The sequence below is a fragment of the Acinetobacter sp. BHS4 genome (genome assembly GCF_018454425.1).
Classification (GTDB): Bacteria; Pseudomonadota; Gammaproteobacteria; order Pseudomonadales; family Moraxellaceae; genus Acinetobacter; species Acinetobacter pittii.
The window spans coordinates 1,090,927-1,117,086 of the sequence record NZ_CP075323.1; the positions used below are offsets into that span (position 1 = coordinate 1,090,927).

Consider the following 26,160-nt stretch of genomic DNA (forward strand, 5'->3'; position numbering starts at 1 on the left):
GAAAAAATGTATTGTTATGTTGGTTTTCTGCTTAATGGCAAACAGAAAACCCAAAATGAATAAGTTTCTAGATCACAAAAGAGTAAGATCTATTCTTTATAATTAACGATCTCTTCACAGAGCTCATGTTGTTCATGATGGTCCATTTGTTTTGCCGCAAGACGTGCTTCATTTAATAAAGTTTTAAATTCAGCATCATTTTGTAGAGTCGCTAAGGTCATTGATTTATTTGAATAACCACTTAAATACATCGCAATAATCTTTTGAGCGTTTGACTCAAGTTTTTTATTTGTTCCGACAAAAGCTGGGCAGATTTCCTGCAAAACTTGCGTTGCGGCAATGTCATCTTTAATTAAGCTATCAGCCTCTTGTGTTGAGATATCCTCATCTGCAAAAACCGCTTGCGTACACAATGTGATACTGATCCCCAATACCTGAAAAAAAGGAGCGAAAGTTTTCATTTTTTCACAATTTTATAATGCTATGGAGGCATAAATATATATAATTCAACAAATAATTCAATTGTGAAAACCTTTAGGTTTATTTGTAGAGAAAGATTTTAGTGAATATTTTAATTGCGAATGATGACGGTGTTTTTGCGCCAGGTATACAGGCTTTAGCTGAAGCATTAAGACCACTTGGACGCGTGGTTGTGGTTGCACCAGAAAGTGAAAGAAGTGGTTTCTCAAGTGCATTAACATTGGATCGACCATTACGTCCCATTCAAATTGCCGAAGATGTCTGGGCAGTGAATGGTACACCAGCAGATTGTGTTTATTTATCCATGAATGGTTTGTTTGATTTTGAATTTGACTTGGTCGTGAGCGGAATCAATAGTGGCGCGAACTTAGGTGATGATGTTTTATATTCAGGAACAGTCGGTGCTGCATTTGAAGGCCGCTTAATGAAACAACCTGCAATTGCCGTGTCTTTAGCTGGACCTGATGTACGTGCTTATAATGATAAAGAAGATTATGCTCAGGCTGCTAAATGGGTACATGATTTTATTGCAAGCGGATTACCAGCTTTGCCTCCGCGACATATCTTTAATATCAATATTCCTGACGTACCGCAGTTAAAAGGGGCACAGATTACATATCAAGGTCGTCGTGCTCAATCTAAGCCTATTACCAGTCATGTCGATCCACGAGGCCGTCAAGTTTACTGGATTGGTCTAGCAGGTGAGGCGGTTACAGATCCGCAACGTGTTTCTAGCCAGATTCAATCTGATTTCTTTGCCGTTGCAAACGGTTATGTAAGTGTTACCCCTATTCAAATGGATGCAACAAATTACGCTGTTTTAGAAGATTTACAGATCAGTTTGAGTCAATAATTTGCCTCGAATGTTATAACTTTGTGAATAAAGAAAAAGAGGAACGTGTTTCCTCTTACTTTTTTGGTACTCTTAGCCGAAATGATTTGTAGCATTTAGTGAGGGAGATCAATGCATTTAATTGGACAACAAAGCAGAGTGCATATCCAAAAAGACAAAATAATGAAAATTATGTTGTTGTCTGTGGCTGTAGGTTTTACTGTTGCTATGGCAGGGTGTGCTTCTAAACCACAAATTAATAATAGTTCTCGCTATGCAATGGCTCCTAACTATTACACAGTTCGTTCAGGTGATACTTTAAGTGGTATCGCAATGCGTTATGGCCTCGACTATATTAGTATTGCCGAAATGAATGATATTGCTCCGCCATATCGTATTTATGTTAATCAGTCTTTGCGTTTGAAGAAAGGTTCTTCACCAAGAACAGTATCTACGCAAGTCATGGCACAACCTGAGCAAATCAAACGTCAAACCATTGCTCTACCAACCACACAACCTGTTACCCCAGTAACTCAGCCTACAACGACCGCACCGTCAACGAATACCACAGTGACTTCGGTTGCACCAAATTCTAGTTTACGCTGGATAAAACCGAATAATGGACCAGTGATTCAAGGGTTTAATTTGGCAAATAATGTCAAAGGAATCCGTTATGGTGGAAATCAGGGTGACCCTATTTATGCCGCAGCAGATGGTCAAGTTGTCTACGCAGCTGATGGCTTAAAAGAATACGGCAATCTGGTTTTAATTAAGCATATTGACGGCTATATCAGTGCCTATGCCCACAATAGCAAGATGTTGGTGAAAAGCGGTGACAATGTAACTGCTGGACAAAAAATTGCCGAGATGGGCTCTACTGGGGCTTCTCAGGTCATGCTTGAGTTCCAGATCCGTTTGGATGGAAAACCAATTAATCCTATAAATCTTTTACCAAAATAGCTAATGCATAAAACTTAGGTTTCCTCGTATAATATAATTGGTTGCTTTCATTACAACAATAAGCATTTTTTTATAAATTTAGAATTAGATTTGAGGAAACCTATGTTAGATCAGCTTCGTGCGATGGGTGTTTTTGCTTGTGTGGTTGAAAAAAGTTCATTTAGTGGTGCGGCACGTGAATTAGGAATTACAACAAGTGCGGTGAGCCAGCAGATTCGATCCCTTGAGCATGAAATGGATGTAATTCTATTACATCGCTCCACGCGTAAACTCAGTTTGACAGAAGCCGGACAGGCTTTTTTTTCAAGCTGTCAAGAAATGTTGGCTGCTGCTGAAAGGGGGAAAATCAGAATTAATGAGTTGAGGGATGACTTAATTGGGGATTTGCGTATAGCAACAACTCCTGATTTAGCAGTTCAGCACATTATTCCTGCGTTATCTCACTGGATGTCAGCTCATCGCGGTTTATCTGTGCATTTTGAGGTTGGGCATCGTTATATCGACTTAATTGAAGAGAGAATTGATATTGCAGTGCGCATGAGTTCTACGCCGGTAGAAGAAAGTAGCTCTGTCATTCCAATGGCTTTTGTCGATCAGATTTTAGTAGCTTCTCCAAGTTATCTGAATCAATCTAGTCCAATTGTGCATCCTCATGATTTAAGAGATCATGAATTATTATCAATTAATGTCATGAATGACGCGCACCATTTCCATTTTCAACATGTAAAAACGGGCGAAACACTTAATGTTGAAATGCAAAGCCGTTTGCAGAGCAATAATTTACAAGTTGCAAAAGCGTTATGTCAGCAAGGACATGGTATTGCAAGAATTTTATATTTAGATGCTCAAAAAGAGTTAAAAAATGGTTCTTTGATTGAACTCATGCCAGATTGGAAATTACCAACTTTTACTTTGTATGCAGAAGTTGCCAAGCATGACCAACAGCCAATGAAAATTCAGCGCTGTGTTGAAGCACTTAAACAATATTTTAGTCAGTTAGCAGGAGGACGAGCGATCCAAATCGTTCGCTAATTTTGCGCCTCTAAAAGTAAAAAGGGCCTGTATTTGACAGGCCCTTTTTTATTACTTCTGTTTTAGGGTTGCAACTTCTTCTACACTTTCTTGCGGCAGATCTTCTGCCGTAAGCTCTTCATGCTTCTTAATTTTTTTCTTATTTTTCTTTTTCTTCTTTGGCTCCTCTTCAATTTCTGCGCCATCTTCAATGGCTTGCCAATATTCGAGTTGCTCCATTACAGCAGCATAAATAGAGTGTTTACTGTACTTACCTTTTTTGTCGAGTGTACCGACAGGGCGGGCCATTAAAATCTCAAGCGCTTGATCAATCGTATCAATTGCATGGATATGGAATTGACCACTTTGTACCGCATCAATCACATCTTGGCGTAACATCAAATGCTGCATGTTTTGACGTGGAATAATGACACCTTGTTTACCAGTTAAACCTTGTAATTTACAAGCATCATAGAAGCCTTCAATTTTTGCATTTACACCACCAATTGGTTGAACTTGGCCTAACTGGTTCATAGAACCCGTAATTGCCCAAGATTGATCAATTGGTATTTGGCTAATTGCAGAAATTAATGCAGAAAGCTCGGCAACTGTTGCACTGTCGCCGTCTACTTGTCCATAACTTTGTTCAAAGGCTAGAGCTGCAGAGAAATGTAAAATCTGTTCACGACCAAAGTGAGCTTTCAAGAAGCTAGACATGAGCAACACGCCTTTGGCATGCAGTGAACCGCCAAGTTCTACACTACGTTCAATATCAAGAATATCGCCACCACCTTGATAGACTGATGCAGTCAAACGTGAAGGTAAACCAAACTCAACATCTGCATAGTGAATGACAGAGAGGGCATTGATTTGACCCAAACGATGACCAGAAGTTTCGATTAACTGAGTTCCACGCGATAAGTCCTGCCAGTAAAGTTCTCTTAAATAGCCTAAGCGATACTGTCTGTGTTGTAATGCCAAGTTAATGTGCTGGTCAGTTACAAGCTTTTCATTGGCTTTAAAAGCATGGTGATGTGCTTCTCGAATGAGGTCGCCCAAAGTTGAAGCATGTAATGACAGTGAGCTTTGGTCTTCTGCCTGACGACTTGAGTCGGTAAGTAAAGCTGCTAAAGCACTGCGGTCAAAAGGAAGTAATTTATCCGCTTGTACATAATCAGCAATTAGCTGCATGTAGGCTTGCTCATTTTCGTCATTACGTTGCAGAGTATCGGTAAAATCTGCACGAATTTTAAATACACTGCCAAGCTCTGGTTCTACTTCTAAAATTTCATAATAAATCTCAGGCTCTGCCATAAGAACCACTTTAATATCAAGCGGAACAGCAGCAGGTTCAATCGAGATAGAACCTGTTAACGTCAGCATATGTTCAAGAGAAGAAAGCTTGAGTTGACCTGATTTCAAGGCACGCTTTAAACCTTGCCATGCATAAGGCTGTTCGAGTAATTGCTCGGCCTCAAGCATTAAAAAGCCGCCATTCGCTTGATGTAGGGCACCTGGACGAATGAGCGTGAAATCTGTGGTAATTGTGCCGTTGTGAGTAAGTTGTTCAACATGACCAAGCAAGTTGTAGTGGGTTGGGAAATCTTCAAAAATAACCGGTGCACCACTGTTTGGTTTGTTTGAGACAATTACATTGGCCTGATAACGTGCAGGCACACGATTGAACATTGCCGGAGCAAAGTCATCTTCTTCTTGCTCTAAAATGAGTTCAACATTATCAATTACATCTTGAGCATATTGTTTTAAATAATCTTCAAGGCCTTTGACTTGACCATATTTATTTAAAATCAAATCCATGCGTGGCTTAACAACTTGAGTCGCGATGTCTCGATTCAACACAGAGACTTTGTCACGTGCGTCATCTTCTAAATCACCTAAATGCAAACCAAGACGCTCGAGCTTTTTATCCATGTAGCGAACATTCGCTGCAATTTCAGCACGTTGCTTAGTATTTAAAGCATCAATTTCTGTTTGGGTGAGTTCTTGCACCTGATCATCTTTTACTTGCACAGGGACAAAGCCATGCTTTTCATTGCGAGAAATCAATTTTAAGTCGAGTTCTTCGCCTTCTTTGGTTAACTCGACAAGCGCTTGTTGCTGCTCATCTCCAGTTTCCTCACGAATACGTTCAATACGGTTATGATAGGTCTCGGCACTAAAACGGCGTTCAAGCTGTTTTAAAATAATTTGCCAAGTTTGATGAAGGGCATGTTGAAACTTGGTTCCTTGTCCAGCAGGGAAGCGTAGAGCAAGTGGTTGGCGTGCTTGCTTAAAATTATAGACATATACCCAGTCATCTGGAGTAGGCATTGTTTTCGCATGTTGTTGGAGTAAACGCTTAATCATGGTGCGTTTGCCCAAGCCTGCTGTTCCTACTGCAAAAATGTTATAGCCAGAGTAGGGTAAAGAAATACCTGCTTCTACCGATGCTTTGGCACGGTCTTGCCCTAAAAAGTTGTTAAGCGGTTTTATACGTTTTGTAGAAGCTGGAATTTTTTCAAAATCTGGAATATGTGTTAATTGTTCGGGTTTTAAGGCTGTTTTATCCAAAGTCATTTTTATATCAGGTTGCTCAAAAGCTGAAGGAAATGCATTTATTGTGACGTTTGTGGTGTTTGTTTTAGCGAGTGATAAAGTTGAGATGGTCACTTGATCAAGTTTTTGTGTCACTGTTGATATCCAGCAAAAGAAAACGAAGGTTGAAGCTTAAAGGTATACAGGTTTAGCATAAAATATCAAGCAAACTTGCCGTTTTTATCGCCAAAACAAAATTGATTGCATAAAGAATCTTGAAAGGAATTGTAAGAAGGGTTTGAATAGGCACATTTATAATTTATGGAAAATAAAAAACGAATGACCACACAAGCTTCGGGTTGGGTCTCGGCTTTTAAAGCATTTTTAGATCGCCGTGCATTAATTATGCTGTTTCTAGGTTTTTCTGCCGGAATTCCGATTTTATTAATTTTCTCTAGTCTCTCTTTATGGCTTGGAGAGGCGGGCATTGATAAAAGTGCAGTCACTTTTTTTAGTTGGGCTGCCCTAGGTTACTCTTTTAAGTTCGTTTGGGCTCCTCTTATTGATGAGTTACCTGTGCCTGTCTTAACTAAAACGTTAGGCCGAAGACGAGCTTGGTTGTTAATTGCACAGTGTTTGATCGTTCTTGCTATTTGTATTATGGCTTTCTCTGATCCTTCTCTAGGTCAAAGTTATCTTATTCAAATGGCGGTAGGTGCTGTATTACTTGGCTTCTCGGCAGCAACCCAAGATATTGTGATTGATGCTTACCGTATTGAATTAGCAGAAACAGAAATGCAAACAGTATTGGCCTCAACCTATAATGCGGGTTACCGAATTGGCATGATTGTGGCTGGAGCGGGTGCATTATTTTTAGCTGCCCACTTGGGAACTGCTAAAGGTAATTACATTTACGAAGCTTGGAAAACGACTTATTTAACCATGGCAGGCGTTATGTTAGTGGGTATTGTCACGACCCTACTTGTGCGTGAGCCTGTTGTAAATCGAGTTTATAAAAATTATAAAAGTAGTGATTACTACCGTTTGGTTCTCGTATTTTTTATTGCCGTTATCTCATTCGTAGTCACTTATATTTATTCGGGACAGATTACCGAGGCCATTTCACAAGCTGTCAATATTAAAGACAGTGCTGCGTTATTTGGTTTAGAAGCTTTAAGATTTTTAACTGCAACTGCTGCTGCGATTTTTGTAGGTTATCTACTCGTTAAAATTGGTGTAGTTAACCAGCAAATGGCTAAAGAGACATGGATTGCACCAATTCTTGATTTCTTTAAACGTTATGGTGTCAAACTCGCATTAGTGTTGTTGCTACTTATTGGTTTCTTCCGTATTTCAGACATTATTGCTGGTGTTATTTCTAATGTGTTCTACCAAGATCTTAACTTCAGTAAAGAGCAAATTGCAGAGGCGGTTAAAATCTATGGAGTACTATTTAGTTTAGTCGGTGGTTTCTTAGGTGGTCTTTTAGCACAGCGCATCAACATTATGAAACTGATGTTTGTCGGTGCAGTTTTGGCTAGCTCTACAAATTTAATTTTTATTGGACTAGTAAAATCTGGTCAGCCATTAGATATGGTAGATGTAAAAGTTGGTGAACACAGCTATCAAGTCAAACCAGACGAAGTCGGGTTGTGGAAATTAGAAGTACCAAGTTCTGCTTTTAGCGGAACAAAACAAATTGAAGTAAAAGCTGCTTATGCTTCAAATGATGTAGCGCCTGTTACACGTACTCAGCCATTACTTACAACTGATTCAGCTAAATCACCTCTACAAATTTTACCTGTTATGGGCAATGATCAGGTCTCACTTAAAGATGGTGAGGGAAGTGTTGTGGTTCGAGGACAATACTTTGGACAAGCATTAACTCCTACGCAAAAAATTATCATTAGCCTTGATGGGCAAAATTTTGATGCAAAAATGACTGATCAAAAAGGTGTTTTCAGTGCTGCTATTGATGCGAAAAAACTAGTGGCATCGACAAGTAAAGAGCTTAACGTAGCTGTAATGGATGGCGAACAAAAAATACTTTCTGCATCTCATTCATATGCTGTTAGCTCAAATCAAAAAGCGGCAAGTGAACTTGATGTGAATATTGAACCGGTAGCGTATATTGATCCGCTTTCTGGTCAACCAGTGGAAGTCAGCGGTAAGGTCATTAAACCATATAGTTCTTTATGGCTTTATTTTGCCATTATTGTCGATAACTTGGCTTCTGGTTTGGCGGGTGCGGCATTTATTGCATTCCTTTCAAGTTTAACGAGTGTCTCATTTACAGCTGTTCAATATGCGATCTTTAGTTCACTCATGACACTTACACCGAAACTTTTGGGTGGATATTCAGGTACTATAGTCAGTAATATTGGATACCCAAAGTTCTTTTTGATGACAACTCTTATTGGTATTCCAATCTTGATTTTAGTGGTTTGGGTGGGAAAACTGCTAAGAGATCATCAAACACATGAATCAGAAAAGGCAGGTGAATAAACATGCGAATGCTTCATACAATGTTGCGAGTAGGCAATTTAGAACAATCTTTAAAGTTCTATACCGAAGTATTAGGGATGAAGTTACTTCGTAAGCGTGATTATGAAGAAGGGCGCTTTACACTGGCATTTGTTGGCTATGGCGATGAAGAAACCAATACCGTGCTTGAGCTTACCCATAACTGGGATACATCAAGTTATGATTTAGGCAATGCCTATGGTCACATTGCCATTGGTGTTGACGATGCCTACAAAGCGTGTGAAGAAATTAAAGCACGTGGTGGCAAAGTTGTGCGTGAAGCGGGCCCAATGAAAGGTGGTGTTACCGTTATCGCATTTGTTGAAGATCCAGACGGCTATAAAGTCGAATTGATTCAACAAGATGCTAATGCGACAAATAACTAAAAATTGACTGTGATGCTTTAAGATTTAGTTCTTAAAAGTCTAGCTTTATTTTTTTAGCCCAGTATGATGAACGCTTGACCAAATGGTCAATTTATCAACTGGGTTTTTTATTTATCTAGAATAATCATAGGATATGGCTATGCTGAAGTTATTGGCGCTTGATCGATTTACAGTTTTGTTAGTTGGAATGGTACTACTAGCAACATTTTTTCCAGTCAGTGGTCAAGCAGCTCAATATTTCAATACACTGACCACAGTCGCAATTGCAATCTTATTCTTTTTGCATGGTGCGAAACTATCACGTGAGGCTGTAATTGAAGGTATTTTGCATTGGAAAATGCATTTACTGGTCTTCGCATTTACTTTCTTTATTTTCCCTGTGATTGGTCTGTTGGCTAAGCCAATTTTATTACCTCTGTTAGGTCAACAGCTCTACTGGGGTTTTTTATTTATGTGCTTTTTACCCTCTACCGTTCAATCCTCTATTGCATTTACGTCGGTTGCAAAAGGGAACGTGGCGGGAGCGGTGTGCAGTGCATCTTTTTCAAACTTGATTGGTATGTTTATTACGCCAGTATTGGTGAGCTTCTTTATTTTAGGCCAAAGCCAACATGGATTTGACCCGACGACTTCAATTATACAAATTACATTATTACTGTTAGTGCCATTTATTTTAGGTCAATTATTACGCCCTTATATTTTCCCTTATATGGCAAAAGTTCCGAGTATTGTTAAAGCATTCGATCAAGGCTCGATTTTGATGGTGGTGTATGGCGCATTTAGTGGAGCAGTAGTTGCAGGACTTTGGCATCAAGTAAGTTGGAAAACTTTACTCATTCTAACAATTGCGTGTTCAGTGCTCTTAACAGTCATTATGCTATTAGCACTTTACCTACCACGTGCTTTAGGTTTTAACCGAGCAGATCAAGTTACGGTTTTCTTTTGTAGCTCTAAAAAGACCTTGGCAAGTGGTGTTCCGATGGCGCAAATCTTATTTATTGGCCAACCATTAGGCATGATCGTTTTGCCTATTATGATCTTTCACCAAATCCAATTAATGGTGTGTGGCGTGATTGCAAATTACTGGGCTAAATCGAAAGATTAATTCGCAAAAGAAAATTATTTGACGTATAATGCTGCCCACTTGTTGTGCTTAGCTCTAACCCTAGAGGTTTCGGTGGGCCAAAAGAATGGTCTGTTGTGGTGTTGATCTGCTCATTTTGAGCCTGTCCTCAACTTAGTTGAGAGTGATCAATTGCGATGACAGCTTAAGCCTTTCTTCCAATTAGGAGTAATCGACGATGCGCGCCGATATTCACCCAAAATATGAAAAATTAGTTGCAACTTGTTCTTGCGGTAACGTAATCGAAACTCGTTCTGCTTTAGGTAAAGAAACTATCTACCTTGACGTATGTTCAGCTTGCCACCCATTCTACACTGGTAAGCAAAAGAATGTAGACACTGGTGGTCGTATCGACAAATTCAAACAACGTTTTGCTGGTATGTCTCGCTCTATCAAGCGTTAATACTGCAATACGAAACAAAAAACGGGCTTTATGCCCGTTTTTTGTTTTTCAGTACAAGACCATTATTGGTCTTGTACGTCTGTTAATCGATCAAGTTTTTTCTGGAAATAGCGGCCTTGCAAGAAACGCGTTTCCACATTCCATGCGTTAGCAAATAAGTTCATATCATCTAGATCACTCAGTAAAATCCCGACTGGTTTTACAGTCAAATAGTTCAAAACCTTTTCTTGTAAGCATGCTAAACCATCATCTGAGTTCAATAGCTCAGTTTTCTTCGATTGCAGTTTTAAATATTGAACGTCTAGTTGTTGCAATATTGATTCGCTATACATAGAAGAGCTGAAATCCCGAATCGAAATTTCTGCGCCGTGTTGACGCAGGCGAGCTATGTGTTGCTGGGCAATTGCAAGATGAGGCTGAATTGCTTGTTCTGAAAATTGTAAAACTAGGGGGCTTTCAAGCTTACTGCCAATAATGGTGAGTAGTTTTGAAATGAGTTCAGGGAAAGATTTATCTTTGAGCAAGATATCAATATTCAGGTTAATAATCAGTTTAGCTTTCGGGTACTGAGTAATAAAGTTATGTAGTTGCTTACATGCCTCAACCAAAATCCAGCGATCTAATTGAATAGAAAGTTCACTGTCTTCTCTTAATTCAGCCAAGTCATTTATGTCATACCATTGTTCATCGCTAATAAAACCGCTAGTCACCTCATAGTTATGGGTTTCTTGATCGTGTTTATCGTAGATTTGCTGATATTTTAAATGAATTTCACTTCGAGCTAGCTGCTGCTTTAATTGCTGCAATAACGAAGATTGCAAAGGAGCATCGACTTGCTCAAGACTTAGATCAAGCGATATAGAAGATTTGACAGGCTCAGGAGCGATAATATCGATGGTTGGTGCCAACTCAATTTCTGCCTGCGCCTTAGGTAACTCTTGCTGACTTGTTTGAGCAAGTAAGCTTGTAAAGCTATCTTCATTTAAAGGTTCAGTAATTGGGGCATAGCTCAGCTTAAATTGGATCGAGTAATTAAGCTCATTAATCTTTAATAAATGCTCTTTTTGCAAACTTTGCAGACTAGTCAGTTGGGAGTTAAGGACTGTGCTGTTTTCAGCTTGTAAAACGCCAACATATGCACCAAGTTCGATATTAAAAATCGGCATTTGCGCGTGTTCTTTTAAGAAACTGTGCAGCTGATTGAAATATTGTGCAGGAGTTTGCCAATCTTGTTGAAATACTCGCTCTGGGCATTGATTTAATTTAAATAAAATTAATGCGTTGGCTTGAGCAGGGTAGGTCGATAGTTGTCGATTAATTTGTTGCCAAGGCGTTTGTACACCATAACTCTTTTCTGAAAAAAGTGTATTTGCAGGTGTTTTTAAATCCAGTTGGTAGTCAATGGTTAACTGTACGGCATCTTCTTCCTGACTAGGAATAAACTCTAGTTTTAGAGCATTGTTACCTGCGATTGCTGCATGTTGACTTTGAATCTCGAAGCGTGCTTGATCAAATTGGCCTAATGAAATTTTCTTAAATCTTTGTTTAAAAACATTTAAATCATCAGGTTGTAAAACATCTAAAATCGGTAGGCCAATAATCTCGTCTTCTTGCTTAAACCCAAAAAGGTTGAGGTATTCTGTGTTTGCCTTAACATGCATCCCTTCTTGAAAAAGGGCAACAGCTTTATGGCTGTTATTGACCAATGTTTGTGTATGGGAGTGAATTGTTTCTAGCTCATTTGTTAGGCGTTGTTCAGTCTGCAATAAGTGGCTATACGACAAGGTCCGAATAAGAGTGATATAAAAATAATCTAATGGTTCTAATGGAACTACATCATAGATACCTTTTTGAATATAAGCCTGATATTGCTGAGGCTGATAATCTTCAGGTTGTAATAATAAAACAGGTAAATTTGGCTGCTCAGATGCTTGAATGAGGGAGAGAGTTTGTTCAATTTTTAGGTCATAAGCACGACCAAAAATAATAGCATCCCACGGCGTATTTAACTGTTTTTCAAAACTTTTTAAATCATCAAGTAATAATGCCTGAACTTGATAATCATTCCCCAATAATAAATTTAAAATCTGGTTATAACGTAGCTGGTTGTCATCAATAATGAGTAAACGTGTTTCAGTACGTTTTAACTTTTTAGATAATAAAGAGTTTCTCACTTTAGTGCTTCCCATAAATCTTGAGTGCTAGAGTTATTACCCTTTTTCATCATGAACTGATCAAGCAGACCTTGTTGCTGCTCATTCAAAAGCTCGAAATGAAATTGAATAAAACTTTGCGTAATGAGCTGTGCTTTGAGTAGATACACTTTGATTTCTTCTGTCCCCAATCGTAAATGAATTGTTTGTTGCTCTCTAAAAATTTGAGAGCCCGGTAAAATAAGCGTATTTTGTATTTCTTCTAGATTTTGTGTTTGTAGTAGTAGTGCGGGATGATAATTGCGAGTATGACGCTCAGCTTGAATATGCACTGAACAAGGGAACATGGCTTGTGACAAAATCTCTAAACCTAACTCTAGGGATTTTTCGGTCGATTGTTTAATCCAGCGAATTACACCGCCACGCCATTGTCCATGCAAAGTTTCTTTAACTAAAATGTATTCACCAGTTCTTAAGTTCTTTGGTGCTTCGCCAGACCATTTAATACGATATCCATTAACACTAATATCGAGAACGGTGGTTTGATAAATGGTTTTACTTTCACGACTTAAGCGTTGATAAGAGCTGGTTTGTTGTTCTTTTTTCTCTAAGTTGGATAAAACTTTAGCTTCGCTTTGTAAGTTATAGTTATGGTTAAGCTGCAGCGTTTCTTCAAAGTTTTTTGCTTTTGATAGATAGAAATGGGCAGTGCTTAAACCAAAACAAATTTGGAGCTCTGCATTGTACTCATAACGTTCATGACGACGTTGAGCCGTGGTTCCTAAAATCGTTTGAACATGAAACTTTAAAGCTGGGCTTAAATAAAACTTTTCATTTTTAGAAATATATTGAGCATTTTTATGCATGGTTGCAGTGACATGCTCAAGTAAAGCTTGCGTACCGATGAAGATGCTAGGGTTAAAGTTAGAGCTACGCTTTGTATTATAAACAGGTGGATGGTCTTTATTTGGATCGACCACATATTTCGTTAACGCGGTATCTTTCGGCAAAATATGAATCATTCTTGCCCAGTCAAAACTACATTGAAATAATGCCTGAATTTCTGACTGACGAATCTGGTTCGTATTTAAAATATCCAGCAAAATCAGCTGAGCATAAGCTTGTGTAATATTCGCTAAAGGGTGTTGTATGCCCTGAATATGATTGATATTGATGAGATGGTATTTGTATTGAACTGCGGTTTCATACAGCTGATGCGCTATTAACCATTGACCTTTAAGAGGCTCGCTATAAAGCATATGCTGCTGATAAAGGAGATTGGTTAATTGTTGCAGGGCATGAAACGTCGATAAGATACGCGCCGTTTGCAAATTCTTTTTTTGCTTATAGGCAAAGAGTGAAAACTTTTGATGCTGTAGTTGCTCATGACTATTTTGCGCAATATTTAAATAAATACTGGCGAAATAGCAGCGGAGCAACATCGCTAACTCAATAATGTGCTCATTACGATCTGTACTAATCACGCCTTGGTTAAAGAAGTTTTTCTCTAGGCTGGCGAGTACATTGTTAATGGTCGGATGAAGCGTTTGTATGAGGTCGAAACGTAAGGTTTCACTACATTTTAATTCATTGAGCTCTAAAATGGCTGTGAATAATGCTTTTGACGTATCACCGAGTTGCATAATAGAAAGGGTAGTGACCCATTCATTAAGATCTTTAATATTGGCTTCACAAAAGCTTAACCGTTCACGAGAGAGTTCGGTTTGATTGTGAAAAATGTCCGACAGCGCATTATTCATCATCACTTATTATATAACTCAAAAAGTTGTAGCCCCAAAAAGCGGTGTTTTATTCTTTTCGCCCGCAATTTCCCTGACGAGTTTAGGAACCAAATACCCCGGTAGGTTCGCTAACACGTCACGATAGATATCATCTATCTTGGATGATTCTAAATCAAAATGTTGTGCACCTTTTACTTTATCTAAAACATGTAAGTAATAAGGCATAACGCGAGCTTCAAATAAACGATAACTTAAATCAATTAACGTCTGTGCAGAGTCATTGACACCTTTCAGCAATACTGCCTGATTTAGTACAGTAATGTGATGGTCGGATAACTGCAACAATTTTGAACAAGTAAAGTCATCGAGTTCAGAAGCATGGTTTGAGTGTACCACCAGAACTATACGCAGCCTACTGTTTTTTAATAAAGAAATCAGCTGTTCGTCGATCCGGTTAGGAATAACAATTGGGACCCGTGAGTGAATTCTCAGAATCTGGATTTGTTTGAGAGATGATAGGCGTTCTAACCAAAGTGCTAATTTACGGTTAGAAAGCGTAAGCGGGTCACCACCACTTAAAATGATCTCGTTAATGTTCGGGTTTGCTTCAATATAGTTTTTAATATTTAGCCAATCTTCATTTTTTGGCAAATTTTCTTGATAGGGGAAATGACGACGGAAGCAATAACGGCAATGTACGGCGCAAGCACCAGTCAAGGTTAATAAAAAACGCGATTTATATTTATGTAATACACCCGGTAATTGATTTGCTGCTTCTTCGCCTAATGGGTCAGTCACAAACTCAGGATGTTCTTCGAGTTCTAGGTGATGGGGTAATACTTGTAGCAAAAGCGGGTCAAGCGGGTTTTTAGCGTTCATTTTTCCGACGAACGCACGAGGAACACGCAATTTAAACTTTTCAGAAGCCAGAATCGCACCCGATAATAGCTGTTCTGAGGATAACTCGAGTAGGCTTAGCAATTCCGAAGGATCAGTAATAAGGTCACTCAGTTGAGATTGCCAGTTTTGCTCTTGGTATAAATAGTTTATCATTTGACACGATTAAGATAATGCAACAACGCATTATATCGCATAGTTGACTTGTTAAGTTTGGAGTGTGCCTTTCATGGCCTATTATTCTACAAATGATTTCAAAGCAGGCCTTAAGGTTATGCTTGATGGTAACCCATGTTCAATCATGGAAAACGAATATGTAAAACCAGGTAAAGGTCAAGCGTTCAACCGTGTAAAATTACGTAACCTTAAAACCGGTAAAGTATTAGAAAAAACTTTCAAATCAGGTGACTCTTTAGAAGCAGCTGACATCGTTGAAGTTGAAATGGAATACCTATACAACGATGGTGAAATGTGGAACTTCATGGATCCTGTATCTTTTGAGCAAATCGCTGCAGACAAAATTGCAATGGGCGATGCTGCTAAATGGTTAAAAGACGATTCAAATGAAAAATGTACAATTATGTTGTTCAACGGCGTACCTTTAACAGTAAGCCCACCGAACTTCGTTGTATTGAAAATTGTTGAAACTGATCCGGGCGTACGTGGTGATACATCTGGCGGTGGCGGTAAACCAGCTAAGCTTGAAACAGGTGCGGTTGTTCGTGTTCCGTTATTTGTTCAGCAAGAAGAAAGCGTTCGTGTAGATACTCGTACTGGCGATTATTTAGAGCGTGCATAATAGTTAAAAAATACACTATTATCGAAGGGATGATGTAAATCATCCCTTTTTTTATGCGAAAGTATAAGAGGAAAAAAGAAAAAGGAGGAGTAGAGTCACAGGGATTAAGAGAAACAGTACATAACAATATAAAAATGCTGTAGTTATTTATTGAGAGGTTAAGAATGGACACAATGCAAGCGAAATCTACGCTTCCCTCCAAGCTGGTCTGGAGCCTAGTGGCAATAATAGGTGCAATTTCTTTTGGGATGCTGGCACTCAGTCGTGGTGAACATGTCAATGCGGTTTGGCTTGTACTTGCTGCAGCATGTGTATATAGCATCGCATATCGATTTTATAGTCTATTTATTGCAACTAAAGTATTTGAATTAAACCCAAGACGTTTAACCCCAGCACATCGCTTGGCCGATGGTCTGGATTATGTACCCACCAATAAATATGTGCTTTTCGGTCACCACTTTGCTGCAATTGCAGGAGCGGGGCCATTAGTTGGACCAATTTTGGCTGCACAAATGGGCTTTTTACCAGGAACGATCTGGTTATTGGTCGGTGTGGTTTTGGCGGGTGCGGTACAAGACTTTTTAGTTTTATTTATTTCAACACGTCGAGACGGTCGCTCACTTGGTGAAATGGCAAAACAAGAACTTGGTTCTTTTGCCGGTATTGTGGTCATGCTTGGTGCGCTTGGGGTAATGATTATTATCCTTGCGGTACTGGCATTAGTTGTGGTGAAAGCACTTGCCCATAGTCCATGGGGTGTTTTCAGTATTGCAGCAACCATTCCAATTGCATTGTTTATGGGCGTTTACATGCGTTTTATTCGCCCGGGACGTATTGCCGAAGTTTCTATTATCGGCTTCGTTTTAATGATGCTTGCCATTGTTTATGGCGGACAGGTTGCAGCAGATCCTTACTGGGGTGAGTTTTTCACTTTAACAGGAACACAGCTTACATGGTGCTTAATCATTTATGGATTTATCGCATCAGTTTTACCAGTCTGGTTATTGTTAGCACCACGTGATTATCTATCAACCTTCCTTAAAATTGGTGTCATTCTCGGCTTGGCCGTTGGTATTGTGATTGCATTACCTGAACTAAAAATGCCGGCAGTGACTCATTTTATTGACGGTACTGGTCCTGTATTCTCTGGTAGTTTATTTCCATTCCTATTTATTACTATTGCCTGTGGTGCTATTTCTGGTTTCCATGCGCTTGTATCAAGTGGTACAACACCAAAACTCGTTGATAACGAAGCTGACATTCGTGTGATTGGCTACGGCGGCATGCTCATGGAATCTTTCGTCGGTATTATGGCGATGATCTGTGCAACTGTCTTAGACCCAGGTGTGTACTTTGCAATTAATGCGCCTGCGGCTGTACTGGGTACAACTGTAGAATCTGCGGCAGAAGCTGTGCGTAATTTAGGATTTGTCGTTACGCCTGAAATGCTAACGGTGTTGGCTCAAGAAGTAGGTGAAAGCTCGATTCTTTCACGTACAGGTGGTGCGCCTACCTTTGCGATTGGTATGGCTCATATCATTTCGGAAATTTTTAACAGCCGTTCAATGATGGCGTTCTGGTACCACTTTGCGATTTTATTCGAAGCATTATTCATTTTAACTGCTGTCGATGCGGGTACTCGTGCTTGTCGTTTCATGGTGCAAGACACTGTGGGTATTGTTATTCCTGCGGTTAAATCTTCAAGCTCATTCTTTGGTAATTTGCTAGGTACTGCTGTTGCGGTAGGTGGATGGGGCTTCTTCGTCTATCAAGGTGTGATTGATCCATTAGGTGGTGTCAATTCACTCTGGCCTTTATTTGGTGTGGGTAACCAGATGTTGGCTTCAATGGCACTCATTTTGGGTACAGTCATTCTGTTTAAAATGAAAAAAGAAAAATATGTATGGGTAACGATTTTCCCAACAATTTTCTTGTTCATTACCTGTATGACTGCGGGCTGGCAAAAGATTTTCCACGAAAATCCAAAGATTGGTTTCTTAGCGCAAGCGAATAGATTTTCAGATGCGATTGCGCGTGGTGAAATTCTTAAACCAGCAAAAACACTTGAAGAAATGCAGACGATTGTGATGTCAAACCAAATCAACGCTGCGCTTTGTGGCTTCTTCATGATCGTTGCGATTGTGATGGTAATTGCTGCAATTGGTATTGTGCGCCGTGCATTAGCAAGCCCGACACCAACTGCTCATGAAGCACCAGCTGTATATGCTGATCCGAAAGTGGTCACCCCACGAGGAGAGTAATGATGAATTTTAAATTTGCAAAAAATGGAACTGTCATTATTGCGAAAATTATTAAAATGACAGTGCTCTCGCAAAAAGAGCTATTACTTTCTCCAAAGAACTGGTCGCGCATTGCAACCTTGTGGCAGCGTTTGCAGCAAAGCTTTCGACTGATGGTTGGGGTTCCAGACTACCAAACTTATCTGGAGCACATGAAAGCGCATCATCCTGATTTAACCCCAATGGATGCGACGACTTTCTACCGTCATTGTGTTGATTCGAGATATCCATCGGCAGGTGGGAATTTAAAGAAATGCCCTTGTTAAGTTGAGATTAATAGTCAGCTAAAGAAACGGTATGTGGTTAAACCATGTACCGTTTTTCTTTTTTGGAAAATGAAAAAGAGTTTGCTTAAAGTCTGCTCATTTGTATTTTTTTCGATGGCAAATCACTTGTTTTGCTTTTGAAAAATGAATATTATGCTTTCCATTCTAGGTGTATAGCTCAGTTGGTTAGAGCGCTACGTTGACATCGTAGAGGTCTCCAGTTCGAGTCTGGATATACCTACCAAGATTTAAAGTCATATAAACTCGAATAGCTTTACATGACTTAAAAAGCCCTAAATTATAATGGTTTAGGGCTTTTTTATTGCTTTGTATAACTTAATTTAACTTTTATAAGATTGTATAAGTACAGAATAAGCAAGATTAGATAAAATTTTTCCTCTATTAGAATGTTTAAATTTATATTTTTTCTTTCAAAATGAAGCGACATTTTACGTCGTTTCAATCTTAAAATGGGCTAGAAAATATAATTCTATATAATATTATTGGTTGGGGTGTTTTTGTGAATCTTCTTATTTAGGTGGATACGGGCAACAAACTTTGATCCTTTTTTTAATAACAACTTAGAATATTATTCTTAAGGATAAACTGGCTATGAAAATGAAAAAAATGAAACGGACAATAGTTATGAATTGTCCTGTTTGTGCTGATACTTCGCTTGAACATAATGAATTAACAGATTTATTTATTTGTAATAGTTGTTCTGCAGAATTTAGTAGAGAGGAACTACTAGAAGCTAATTCTGAAAGCATTGACGCGCATACTAATGAAATAGCAAATAAAGCTATTAAAGAAGCAAAGCAACATCTTCAAAAAGAAATTAAGAATATTTTTAAAAATAGTAAAGTTTTTAAGGTGAAATAATGGCAGTAGAATTAGCCGATGTTATAGCATTTTTAGCCTTATTAGTTTCTATATATGCTCTTTATCAAAACCATAAGACTAATCAGCGTCAAGCTAGATTAGTGGAAATGGAGATAAAGTTGAATCAATTCTTAATTCAAAAAGAGGAAGATGATTTTTTTTCTAAACAAACAGCGGATATTAAAGCCCGTTACTTTAAAATTGGCAGTAATAACTATCGCTTAAGAATATGGAATGATGGATTAGGTGAGGCAAGAAATGTGTCACTTTCATTTGCGAATACTTATTTGATCCCATTACTACAAGATGAAGTTGATAGTAAATTCCCCTTAAATCTTGATTCCAAGCAATCAGTTACTCTCTTAGCTTCAGTATCGTATGATACGCCTACTAAACATTCGATTCAGGTTAGTTGGGATGATGATGTTAAGAATGGAAACTCTAAAGAATTAACGTTAACTCTATAATTATTTAAATTTAATGGCTTATGAATACAAACAATATAAATGACATTGCAAATTGGATTATTATTATTGGCTATTCCTCGATTACAATATTTGCTGTTTTTATGACCTTTGTAAGCAAGGGTGAAAGTAAAAAGAAAAGAGCTTTTTTTAAAGAAAGTATTTTAATTAAACATAAAAACAATATTGATATTGGTGCTGATGAATTTATGAGAATGATTGAATCCTCTAAAATTGGAAAATTAACAGCTGAAGATGTACTGTCAGAGCTTTTATTAGCAGCCTCTACACCTGAGGATCATCGTTATTATTCTGAATTAGTTCAAAAACTTGAAACGATTGAACCTTTTGATGTTTTCTCTAAAGACATACGTGTTGTTTTGAAAAGATTGAATACACTAACTCAAAATTGTGAATCAGAATCCGATAAGTATCTACTAATTCCTATCCGTAATGCGCTTGAAAAGGCCGATCAGATAAAAAATGAACAGAAGCGAACGAAAAAGATTAATACTATGTTAACAATAGTAGGTTTAGTAAGTTTTGCTTTAAGTATTGGCGGTCTATATGTTTCATTAAAAAGTCCATCAAAAGAGGATATAGCTTCTATAATGAAAAATGAACTTCAAAATATTAAAAAGGTGCAATGAAATTTTTAATAATATTAATAAAATTTTATTTTACTTAAAAGCTCTAAACTCTAATAGATTAGAGCTTTTTTTTATTGGTTTCTATAAAACGGTTCGAGATATAGCGACAAATAGAATCGTATAAATTTACTAATTCATTCCTAATTCACAAAACCTACATACCCCCCTAAAAGCCCCACCTTTATAAACCCCACTTTAACAATCACTTATTCATTATTTATCCTTACTTTTTAATGATCTAATTTAAAACAAATGTCATTTTGTGTGCTTGACTGCAAAAGGGCAGAGCACTATCCTTTGCCTGCTGGCCACATTGCCAGCCGGCTTTGACAGGCTGAATATTATCTCCCGCATCAGAGTTATTTCTTCTGAGGAATAGTCTTGTGTGGTAGCTACTCGTCCCTTTCCCGTAGCGGTAGGACGGGAGAGGGACACCCTCGGGTGTGCTAGTTTGAGATAATACTAGTCTGTCAACCTTCTTCCGTTCTGCCACCATAATTTTATAAATGTCTGGCAGAACTCCCAATAAAAAGGAGTTGGCTTTGCATATTCATAATTTCTTGGCAGCCTTTGCCAAAAGCTATAACGACACAACTTAAAAATTTAAAGCAGCTTGATGACCTTTAAGGTTTTCAGGCTTTAAGTCATTACGGCTCAAAAAACTTGCATTAACAATAAAACTTGAGATGTGCCAAGCACAGTCTTTATGGCTTTGCTATGCCTTTTTTTCTCCCAAAAAAGTATCTCGTTTAGAAACAACAAGAATTTATAACGGTAAAAATATGCCAAATTTAGTTCTCTCAACACGTGCGATCCAAATCATTAATACATCGATTTATTTGTTTCACCATCACGGATTTCACATAGTGGGCATCGATCGAATCGTGAAAGAGTCTCACACTCCAAAAGCAACTTTTTATAACTACTTTCATTCTAAAGAGCGATTTATTGAAATCTGTTTGATCGTGCAAAAAGAACGCTTAAAAGAAAAAGTGGATGCAATTGTTGAGTACGATCAAAGTACAAACGTGAAGGATAAACTTAAGAAACTTTATTTGTTACATAGCGATGTAGAAGGGCCGTACTATTTATTATTTAAAGCAATTTTTGAAACGAAACTCACCTATCCAAAAGCCTATATCACCGCAGTGAGATATAGAACGTGGCTCATCAATGAAATTTATAGCCAACTTAGAGCACTCAAAAACGATGCAACTTTTCAGGATGCCAAATTATTTTTATATATGATCGAAGGCGCAATTATTCAGCTTTTAAGCTCGGGTGCGGCAATCGAACGGGAAAGAGTGCTGGATTGTTTTTTGGCGGGGTTGGTTTAATGCAACTTTTATTTATCAAAAAACAACTTGTTTATTAAATATGACTCATATAATAAATGGGAACACAACAAGCATCTCTATAGCTTGATCTAGGAGGTCGTTATTTGAAGTTATTTATTATTATATTCATAGTCATTTTTTCTAGTATTGGGCTCATTTGTTTAATCGCGTTACTCAGAAATTTAAAAAATTATTCACCATCTGGTGAGCATGATCATTCATCTGCTTCAACACATCATTTTCACGATAATAGTCCGAGTCATCATCATAGCTCTAGTTATTCAAATGACTGTTCATCATCATCTTCAGATTCAGGCGGATGTGATGGCGGCGGTGGCGGTGGAGATTAAAAAAAGCCCTTTTATGCAAAGGGCCTTTTTATGATTTAAGGTAAATCGAACCAGATAAATTGACTGTCTTCAGTTGCGTGAATTGTCGCTTTATCTTCAAAAACTAAAGCATCGCCTGCTTTAACTTCTTGATCGCCAATGCGAACTACACCCGAAATCACATGCACATAGTTCACTTTTTTAACCGTATCAACAGTTAACTCATGTCCTTTTTCCAATACGGCAGATTTTACTTCTGCATTTTGGCGAATATGCATTGGTGCATTTGCATCAGGACCTGCAATTAAATGCCATTTGTTTGGATCTTTACGTGGGTCAAGATTAATTTGCTGGTAATTTGGCTCTGCATCTCTTTCATCAGGAATAATCCAGATTTGTAGTAAATGTACAGGCGTATCAGTGTTGTTGATTTCACTGTGGGCAACACCTGTGCCGGCACTCATGAGTTGCCATTCACCCGCTTTAATCTGGCCTTCATTTCCCATGGTATCACGGTGTGAAATTGCACCATCTAACACACAGGTTAAGATTTCCATGTTGTCATGAGAGTGCGTACCAAAACCATTATGCGCATCAATCTGGTCGTCATTAATTACACGTAGAGCGCTTACACCCATATATTTAGGGTCGTACCAACTACCAAATGAAAAGCTGTGATAAGACTCTAACCAGCCTGCTTTTACATGACCTCGATCTTCACTACGATGTAGATAAGCATTCATGATCTAATCTCCCAAATTTTTATTTATCTCTTGAGAAATATAGTAATGTTCTATGTGGGGCTAAAAAATAGGTTAACTGCAACATGTCGTTGCATAATTGATATGGTCGTATAGTTTTATATTTATAGATGTATGTTGACTCATAAAAAAACCTGCACAAGGCAGGCTTTATTCAAATGATTGTTGATCTTAGTTCGCTAAATCAAGGTCATCATATTCATTCAACGTCTTACCTTGCTGAATATGTTTCTGATAATGTTGAGCACGGAGTATGTCTAGTTCTGAACTTGATACGCCATCTCTCCAATAGCCAGCAATACGCACGTCATTTTTATTAAACTGTTTGTCTTCTAGAAAAAACTGGCGTAAAGCTCTGGCTTCTTTGCGTTCGCAAGCCGCCCAAATCGTAATATTGTCATAAGTTTTTAGTGCAAATGCTGCTTTTAAAAGAAGACCTTTTTGTGGCGTGTGATGTTCTTTATGGAACGAATGAATTTTGACGTGGTCATGACGGGGTAATTGACTAGCAATATCTTTTTCAAAACTTTCAATAAAAATATCCGCACTTACGCCATTTTCCCATTCATTCAGTATCGAATATAACGCGGGTATAGCCGTATCGTCGGCAAACATGACCACATGTTTTTTATGTATGAAATTGGGAATGAAATGAGGGCGGGGGCCAATAAGCCCGATTTTTGTACCCACTTGGGCCGAATTAAGCCATTCCATTGCTGGGCTTAAATCTTCATGTTTAACAAAATCAATTTCGATTTGAGCGTTTACAGGATTGAACGAACGGACCGTATAGACGCGTGAGATGGGTTGACCCTCTGGTGGATTGCTCACAATTAACCGAATTGCCAAATTGGGAGCTTGCCAAAGCTCTGGCTGTAATGTGTTGATTTTTCCTTGAATTCTTACAATGGACGGATACGGCGTATGGATCGAGACGATAGTCATCTCAAGCTGTTCCATATCTTGTAAATGGTCTTTTTCTTTTAGTAACTCGCCATATTCTTGTTTCGATTTTTCTGCAATTTTTGTCATACATATAACCCAAGCTTCATGATTACTATAGAGCGTAATAATTGATATAGATGTAGTCTCTCTATTCATTACGATAACCAAGTTGGCTCTAAATGTAAATAATAATCATTATTAATTGTGGTTTTTAGTTCATAAATATAGCCCTCTAAATGATTAGGCCTAAGGTTAAAAATTATCTTATTGTTTTGATATTTATTATTTTTTATAAAGTGCTTTTAAAGGAGGAAAATAGATATTTCTCACAATATTAATTGTAAATGATTATCATTTATATTATTGTGCTGGGATATCTATTATTCGAACAAACAGCGATAAAGACGACATTTTTATAACTTTGTTTTGAATATTAGGTGGGGTGGTATTGCATAAAGAATAGGGTGAGGACCAACATAAATGCTAAAAGATTTGAGTCAAAATTTAGGGCAAACGAATGATAAAAATAACAACGTAGAAAATTTCTTAAAGCGAATTTATGAAAATATTTTTGAACAAAATTCCAATCGAACAGCACTCATTTTTGAAGACCGTAGCATTAGTTATGCTGAGGTAGGGACTCAGGTCGCCAAAGTTATGTATGCGCTAAAAAAGCAAGATTTGGCGACAGGGTCTGTGGTTGCAATTTGCCTGAGAAAAAGTCCTGAGCATATTTATACCGCTTTGGCATGTGCGCTTACTGGCATCATTTGGCTACCTGTAGATATGGATTCACCGCCGTCGAGACTGAACTATTTATTGACGAATAGTCGGGCAGATGTTGTGGTGAGTGACTCATCTATTGCTGGTGTTCACAACCTCAATATTAATGAAATTTTATCGGCTACAACTGAGTATGAACCGAGCTTTAATGCCGAAATTAACCGACTTCCGGCGTATTATTTATATACTTCGGGAAGTACAGGGACTCCGAAATGTGTGGTCCTAAATAATCAAGCCACTGAAAACACGCTACAACAGACGATCTCGGAATGGCGAATTACTGCGGATGATGTGATTATGGCGGTAACACCATTTCATCATGATATGTCGGTATTTGATGTTTTTGCTTCAATGGCAGTGGGTGCAACTTTGGTGGTGCCATCCTTTGAGCAAAGTAAAAATGCTGTTGTCTGGGCCAATTTAGTAGATCGCTACAAGGTTACGCTTTGGAGCAGTGTGCCTGCCATTGTCGATATGTTGTTCAGTGTAGCTCAAAAAGAACAACTACAGTCTTTGGGTTTAATTGCCCAAGGCGGCGACTATATCAAACCTTCACTTATAGCAAAGTTAAGAGAACAATTGCCTAACGCTCGTTTATTTTCATTAGGTGGGCCTACCGAGACCACAATTTGGAGTATATGGCATGAAATAAATGAGCAAGATCAGGAAATTATTCCGTATGGAAAAGCTTTAGAAAATAACCGTTATTATATTTTGGATGAAAATCTGAAGCCTTGCCAAATGGGCGAGGTCGGTACGATGTATATGTCCGGCCTGAATTTATCTAATGGTTATTTACTTGATGGGGAAATTTATTATAAAGATTTCGTGGATATTCAAGTGAGCGGAAATGAAACTCAAACTGCTTTTCGCATGAGTGATCAAGGATATTTTAGGGAAGATGGAAATATTATTTTTGCTGGACGTGAGGAAGGTTATTTAAAGATAAAAGGCGTGAGAATCTCTGCGGCCGAGGTTGAAAATGCTTTAACGAAGCACCCGTATATTCATAACTGTGTGGTGGTAAGTTGTGTACATCCAACGACTGAAACTCAAGAGCTAGTCGCCGTTTATACTCTAGAAAATAAATACAAAACTACTCGCTTAAATAGCCCCGAATTAAAGAACCTTTTAAAAGTGCATCTGCCGAGTTCACATATTCCTTCGAAATATTTGAGCATCGAAACCATACCTTTGACCCGAAATGGAAAAATTGATCGTAAAGCTGTGCAAGAAATCGCTCAGGGGAAAATTTATGTATCTTCTACGTTGTCTACAAATTCCACTAAGACACTGTCATCAGTCGCTGAGGTAGGAGATTCGGTTTTATCGGTTTTCCGTGAATGCATAGCTGACAGCCAAGCTGAAAGAATGGATGTTTTTTATAGAAGTGAAATATTAGCGATAGGCATTCGTTCGAAACAACTCATGAGTATTGCTCAGAAACTCTCTCAAAAGCTCAATACAGAAATTGATTTTTATACACTCATTAGCTGTAAAACAATTCAGGATGTGGTGAATAAAGTAGAGCAACAAATAAAATAGAAAAATTGGAATGTGCTTAAAAGCAGAGTCGAGATGTTGGCTTTTAAGCACATG

The 26,160-nt window shown here is 38.2% G+C and carries 23 protein-coding genes and 1 tRNA gene; 17 read left to right on the forward strand and 7 right to left on the reverse strand.

Going from position 1 to position 26,160, the window contains the following annotated elements; all coding sequences use genetic code 11:
- Nucleotides 1-89: 89 nt before the first annotated feature.
- On the reverse strand, nucleotides 90-461 hold the full coding sequence (locus KIP84_RS05225; protein ID WP_005073292.1) for a hypothetical protein: 372 nt from the start codon (nucleotides 459-461) through the stop codon (nucleotides 90-92).
- Nucleotides 462-562: 101 nt separating this feature from the next.
- Between KIP84_RS05225 and surE the strand changes: the two genes are divergently transcribed.
- The 3 genes from surE to KIP84_RS05240 all read left to right on the forward strand — a co-directional run bounded on the left by surE (nucleotide 563) and on the right by KIP84_RS05240 (nucleotide 3,304).
- Nucleotides 563-1,333: a 5'/3'-nucleotidase SurE gene (surE, locus tag KIP84_RS05230; RefSeq protein WP_017387263.1), complete on the forward strand. Its 771-nt coding sequence runs from the start codon at nucleotides 563-565 to the stop codon at nucleotides 1,331-1,333.
- Between the two features lie 111 nt (nucleotides 1,334-1,444).
- Nucleotides 1,445-2,272, forward strand: coding sequence for a peptidoglycan DD-metalloendopeptidase family protein (locus KIP84_RS05235; protein ID WP_002119027.1), 828 nt, complete (start codon nucleotides 1,445-1,447; stop codon nucleotides 2,270-2,272).
- A gap of 102 nt (nucleotides 2,273-2,374) precedes the next feature.
- A complete protein-coding gene (locus tag KIP84_RS05240) occupies nucleotides 2,375-3,304 on the forward strand; it encodes a LysR family transcriptional regulator (RefSeq protein WP_213689445.1) in 930 nt (309 codons plus the stop codon).
- A gap of 51 nt (nucleotides 3,305-3,355) precedes the next feature.
- Here the strand turns inward: KIP84_RS05240 and KIP84_RS05245 are convergent, their stop codons facing one another.
- Nucleotides 3,356-5,974, reverse strand: a complete 2,619-nt coding sequence (locus KIP84_RS05245) for an ATP-binding protein (protein ID WP_005067989.1) — start codon at nucleotides 5,972-5,974, stop codon at nucleotides 3,356-3,358.
- A 165-nt stretch (nucleotides 5,975-6,139) separates the two neighbouring features.
- Between KIP84_RS05245 and KIP84_RS05250 the strand changes: the two genes are divergently transcribed.
- The 4 genes from KIP84_RS05250 to rpmE all read left to right on the forward strand — a co-directional run bounded on the left by KIP84_RS05250 (nucleotide 6,140) and on the right by rpmE (nucleotide 10,253).
- Nucleotides 6,140-8,323 carry an MFS transporter gene (locus KIP84_RS05250; RefSeq protein WP_213689446.1) on the forward strand — a complete coding sequence of 728 codons (2,184 nt, stop codon included), beginning with the start codon at nucleotides 6,140-6,142 and terminating at the stop codon, nucleotides 8,321-8,323.
- A gap of 2 nt (nucleotides 8,324-8,325) precedes the next feature.
- On the forward strand, nucleotides 8,326-8,727 hold the full coding sequence (gloA, locus tag KIP84_RS05255; RefSeq protein WP_005067992.1) for a lactoylglutathione lyase: 402 nt from the start codon (nucleotides 8,326-8,328) through the stop codon (nucleotides 8,725-8,727).
- A 133-nt stretch (nucleotides 8,728-8,860) separates the two neighbouring features.
- Nucleotides 8,861-9,832: a bile acid:sodium symporter family protein gene (locus KIP84_RS05260; RefSeq protein ID WP_005803805.1), complete on the forward strand. Its 972-nt coding sequence runs from the start codon at nucleotides 8,861-8,863 to the stop codon at nucleotides 9,830-9,832.
- A 196-nt stretch (nucleotides 9,833-10,028) separates the two neighbouring features.
- Complete coding sequence (gene rpmE / locus KIP84_RS05265; protein ID WP_001200845.1) at nucleotides 10,029-10,253, forward strand: 50S ribosomal protein L31; 225 nt, start codon at nucleotides 10,029-10,031, stop codon at nucleotides 10,251-10,253.
- Nucleotides 10,254-10,315: 62 nt separating this feature from the next.
- On the opposite strand, the gene KIP84_RS05270 is transcribed toward rpmE, so the two are convergent.
- Genes KIP84_RS05270 through epmB form a run of 3 tightly spaced genes read right to left on the reverse strand, consistent with a single transcriptional unit; the run spans nucleotide 10,316 to nucleotide 15,201 of the window.
- Complete coding sequence (locus tag KIP84_RS05270; protein ID WP_213689447.1) at nucleotides 10,316-12,427, reverse strand: EAL domain-containing protein; 2,112 nt, start codon at nucleotides 12,425-12,427, stop codon at nucleotides 10,316-10,318.
- Nucleotides 12,424-14,169 carry a hypothetical protein gene (locus KIP84_RS05275; protein ID WP_046812555.1) on the reverse strand — a complete coding sequence of 582 codons (1,746 nt, stop codon included), beginning with the start codon at nucleotides 14,167-14,169 and terminating at the stop codon, nucleotides 12,424-12,426. The genes KIP84_RS05270 and KIP84_RS05275 overlap by 4 nt, the downstream gene beginning before the upstream one ends.
- A 15-nt stretch (nucleotides 14,170-14,184) precedes the next feature.
- The gene (epmB, locus tag KIP84_RS05280; RefSeq protein WP_005067999.1) at nucleotides 14,185-15,201 is read right to left on the reverse strand and encodes an EF-P beta-lysylation protein EpmB; all 1,017 of its coding nucleotides are present in this window, start codon (nucleotides 15,199-15,201) and stop codon (nucleotides 14,185-14,187) included.
- Between the two features lie 73 nt (nucleotides 15,202-15,274).
- Between epmB and efp the strand changes: the two genes are divergently transcribed.
- From efp to KIP84_RS05325, 9 genes are all read left to right on the forward strand, one after another.
- Nucleotides 15,275-15,844, forward strand: coding sequence for an elongation factor P (efp, locus tag KIP84_RS05285; RefSeq protein WP_002118666.1), 570 nt, complete (start codon nucleotides 15,275-15,277; stop codon nucleotides 15,842-15,844).
- A 164-nt stretch (nucleotides 15,845-16,008) separates the two neighbouring features.
- Complete coding sequence (locus tag KIP84_RS05290; RefSeq protein ID WP_017399304.1) at nucleotides 16,009-18,105, forward strand: carbon starvation CstA family protein; 2,097 nt, start codon at nucleotides 16,009-16,011, stop codon at nucleotides 18,103-18,105.
- Nucleotides 18,105-18,410 carry a YbdD/YjiX family protein gene (locus KIP84_RS05295; protein ID WP_000980869.1) on the forward strand — a complete coding sequence of 102 codons (306 nt, stop codon included), beginning with the start codon at nucleotides 18,105-18,107 and terminating at the stop codon, nucleotides 18,408-18,410. Before KIP84_RS05290 ends, KIP84_RS05295 begins: the two co-directional genes overlap by 1 nt.
- Nucleotides 18,411-18,577: 167 nt before the next feature.
- Nucleotides 18,578-18,654 (forward strand) — tRNA-Val (locus KIP84_RS05300).
- Nucleotides 18,655-19,022: 368 nt separating this feature from the next.
- Nucleotides 19,023-19,292: a hypothetical protein gene (locus tag KIP84_RS05305; RefSeq protein WP_213689448.1), complete on the forward strand. Its 270-nt coding sequence runs from the start codon at nucleotides 19,023-19,025 to the stop codon at nucleotides 19,290-19,292.
- Nucleotides 19,292-19,759 (forward strand): hypothetical protein, encoded by a 468-nt coding sequence (locus KIP84_RS05310; protein ID WP_213689449.1) that lies wholly within the window; start codon nucleotides 19,292-19,294, stop codon nucleotides 19,757-19,759. The genes KIP84_RS05305 and KIP84_RS05310 overlap by 1 nt, the downstream gene beginning before the upstream one ends.
- A gap of 20 nt (nucleotides 19,760-19,779) precedes the next feature.
- Nucleotides 19,780-20,406, forward strand: coding sequence for a hypothetical protein (locus KIP84_RS05315; RefSeq protein ID WP_213689450.1), 627 nt, complete (start codon nucleotides 19,780-19,782; stop codon nucleotides 20,404-20,406).
- 782 nt (nucleotides 20,407-21,188) lie between these two features.
- The gene (locus KIP84_RS05320; protein WP_213689451.1) at nucleotides 21,189-21,743 is read left to right on the forward strand and encodes a TetR/AcrR family transcriptional regulator; all 555 of its coding nucleotides are present in this window, start codon (nucleotides 21,189-21,191) and stop codon (nucleotides 21,741-21,743) included.
- A gap of 104 nt (nucleotides 21,744-21,847) precedes the next feature.
- The gene (locus KIP84_RS05325) at nucleotides 21,848-22,093 is read left to right on the forward strand and encodes a hypothetical protein (protein ID WP_078225176.1); all 246 of its coding nucleotides are present in this window, start codon (nucleotides 21,848-21,850) and stop codon (nucleotides 22,091-22,093) included.
- Between the two features lie 35 nt (nucleotides 22,094-22,128).
- Here KIP84_RS05325 and KIP84_RS05330 read toward each other — a convergent pair whose 3' ends face one another.
- The gene (locus KIP84_RS05330; protein ID WP_005068005.1) at nucleotides 22,129-22,815 is read right to left on the reverse strand and encodes a pirin-like bicupin family protein; all 687 of its coding nucleotides are present in this window, start codon (nucleotides 22,813-22,815) and stop codon (nucleotides 22,129-22,131) included.
- A gap of 189 nt (nucleotides 22,816-23,004) precedes the next feature.
- Nucleotides 23,005-23,865 carry a siderophore-interacting protein gene (locus KIP84_RS05335; RefSeq protein ID WP_161282497.1) on the reverse strand — a complete coding sequence of 287 codons (861 nt, stop codon included), beginning with the start codon at nucleotides 23,863-23,865 and terminating at the stop codon, nucleotides 23,005-23,007.
- A gap of 393 nt (nucleotides 23,866-24,258) precedes the next feature.
- Between KIP84_RS05335 and KIP84_RS05340 the strand changes: the two genes are divergently transcribed.
- A complete protein-coding gene (locus KIP84_RS05340; RefSeq protein WP_213689452.1) occupies nucleotides 24,259-26,106 on the forward strand; it encodes an AMP-binding protein in 1,848 nt (615 codons plus the stop codon).
- Nucleotides 26,107-26,160 lie beyond the last annotated feature (54 nt).

What these genes read in the sequence shown, in the direction of transcription:
- KIP84_RS05225 (WP_005073292.1), bottom strand. Translation starts at nt 461, where the DNA reads ATGAAAACTTTCGCTCCTTTTTTTCAGGTATTGGGGATCAGTATCACA.
- KIP84_RS05235 (WP_002119027.1), top strand. Translation starts at nt 1,445, where the DNA reads ATGCATTTAATTGGACAACAAAGCAGAGTGCATATCCAAAAAGACAAA.
- KIP84_RS05240 (WP_213689445.1), top strand. Translation starts at nt 2,375, where the DNA reads ATGTTAGATCAGCTTCGTGCGATGGGTGTTTTTGCTTGTGTGGTTGAA.
- KIP84_RS05250 (WP_213689446.1), top strand. Translation starts at nt 6,140, where the DNA reads ATGGAAAATAAAAAACGAATGACCACACAAGCTTCGGGTTGGGTCTCG.
- gloA (WP_005067992.1), top strand. Translation starts at nt 8,326, where the DNA reads ATGCGAATGCTTCATACAATGTTGCGAGTAGGCAATTTAGAACAATCT.
- KIP84_RS05260 (WP_005803805.1), top strand. Translation starts at nt 8,861, where the DNA reads ATGGCTATGCTGAAGTTATTGGCGCTTGATCGATTTACAGTTTTGTTA.
- rpmE (WP_001200845.1), top strand. Translation starts at nt 10,029, where the DNA reads ATGCGCGCCGATATTCACCCAAAATATGAAAAATTAGTTGCAACTTGT.
- KIP84_RS05275 (WP_046812555.1), bottom strand. Translation starts at nt 14,169, where the DNA reads ATGATGAATAATGCGCTGTCGGACATTTTTCACAATCAAACCGAACTC.
- epmB (WP_005067999.1), bottom strand. Translation starts at nt 15,201, where the DNA reads ATGATAAACTATTTATACCAAGAGCAAAACTGGCAATCTCAACTGAGT.
- efp (WP_002118666.1), top strand. Translation starts at nt 15,275, where the DNA reads ATGGCCTATTATTCTACAAATGATTTCAAAGCAGGCCTTAAGGTTATG.
- KIP84_RS05290 (WP_017399304.1), top strand. Translation starts at nt 16,009, where the DNA reads ATGGACACAATGCAAGCGAAATCTACGCTTCCCTCCAAGCTGGTCTGG.
- KIP84_RS05295 (WP_000980869.1), top strand. Translation starts at nt 18,105, where the DNA reads ATGATGAATTTTAAATTTGCAAAAAATGGAACTGTCATTATTGCGAAA.
- KIP84_RS05305 (WP_213689448.1), top strand. Translation starts at nt 19,023, where the DNA reads ATGAAAATGAAAAAAATGAAACGGACAATAGTTATGAATTGTCCTGTT.
- KIP84_RS05310 (WP_213689449.1), top strand. Translation starts at nt 19,292, where the DNA reads ATGGCAGTAGAATTAGCCGATGTTATAGCATTTTTAGCCTTATTAGTT.
- KIP84_RS05315 (WP_213689450.1), top strand. Translation starts at nt 19,780, where the DNA reads ATGAATACAAACAATATAAATGACATTGCAAATTGGATTATTATTATT.
- KIP84_RS05320 (WP_213689451.1), top strand. Translation starts at nt 21,189, where the DNA reads ATGCCAAATTTAGTTCTCTCAACACGTGCGATCCAAATCATTAATACA.
- KIP84_RS05330 (WP_005068005.1), bottom strand. Translation starts at nt 22,815, where the DNA reads ATGAATGCTTATCTACATCGTAGTGAAGATCGAGGTCATGTAAAAGCA.
- KIP84_RS05335 (WP_161282497.1), bottom strand. Translation starts at nt 23,865, where the DNA reads ATGACAAAAATTGCAGAAAAATCGAAACAAGAATATGGCGAGTTACTA.
- KIP84_RS05340 (WP_213689452.1), top strand. Translation starts at nt 24,259, where the DNA reads ATGCTAAAAGATTTGAGTCAAAATTTAGGGCAAACGAATGATAAAAAT.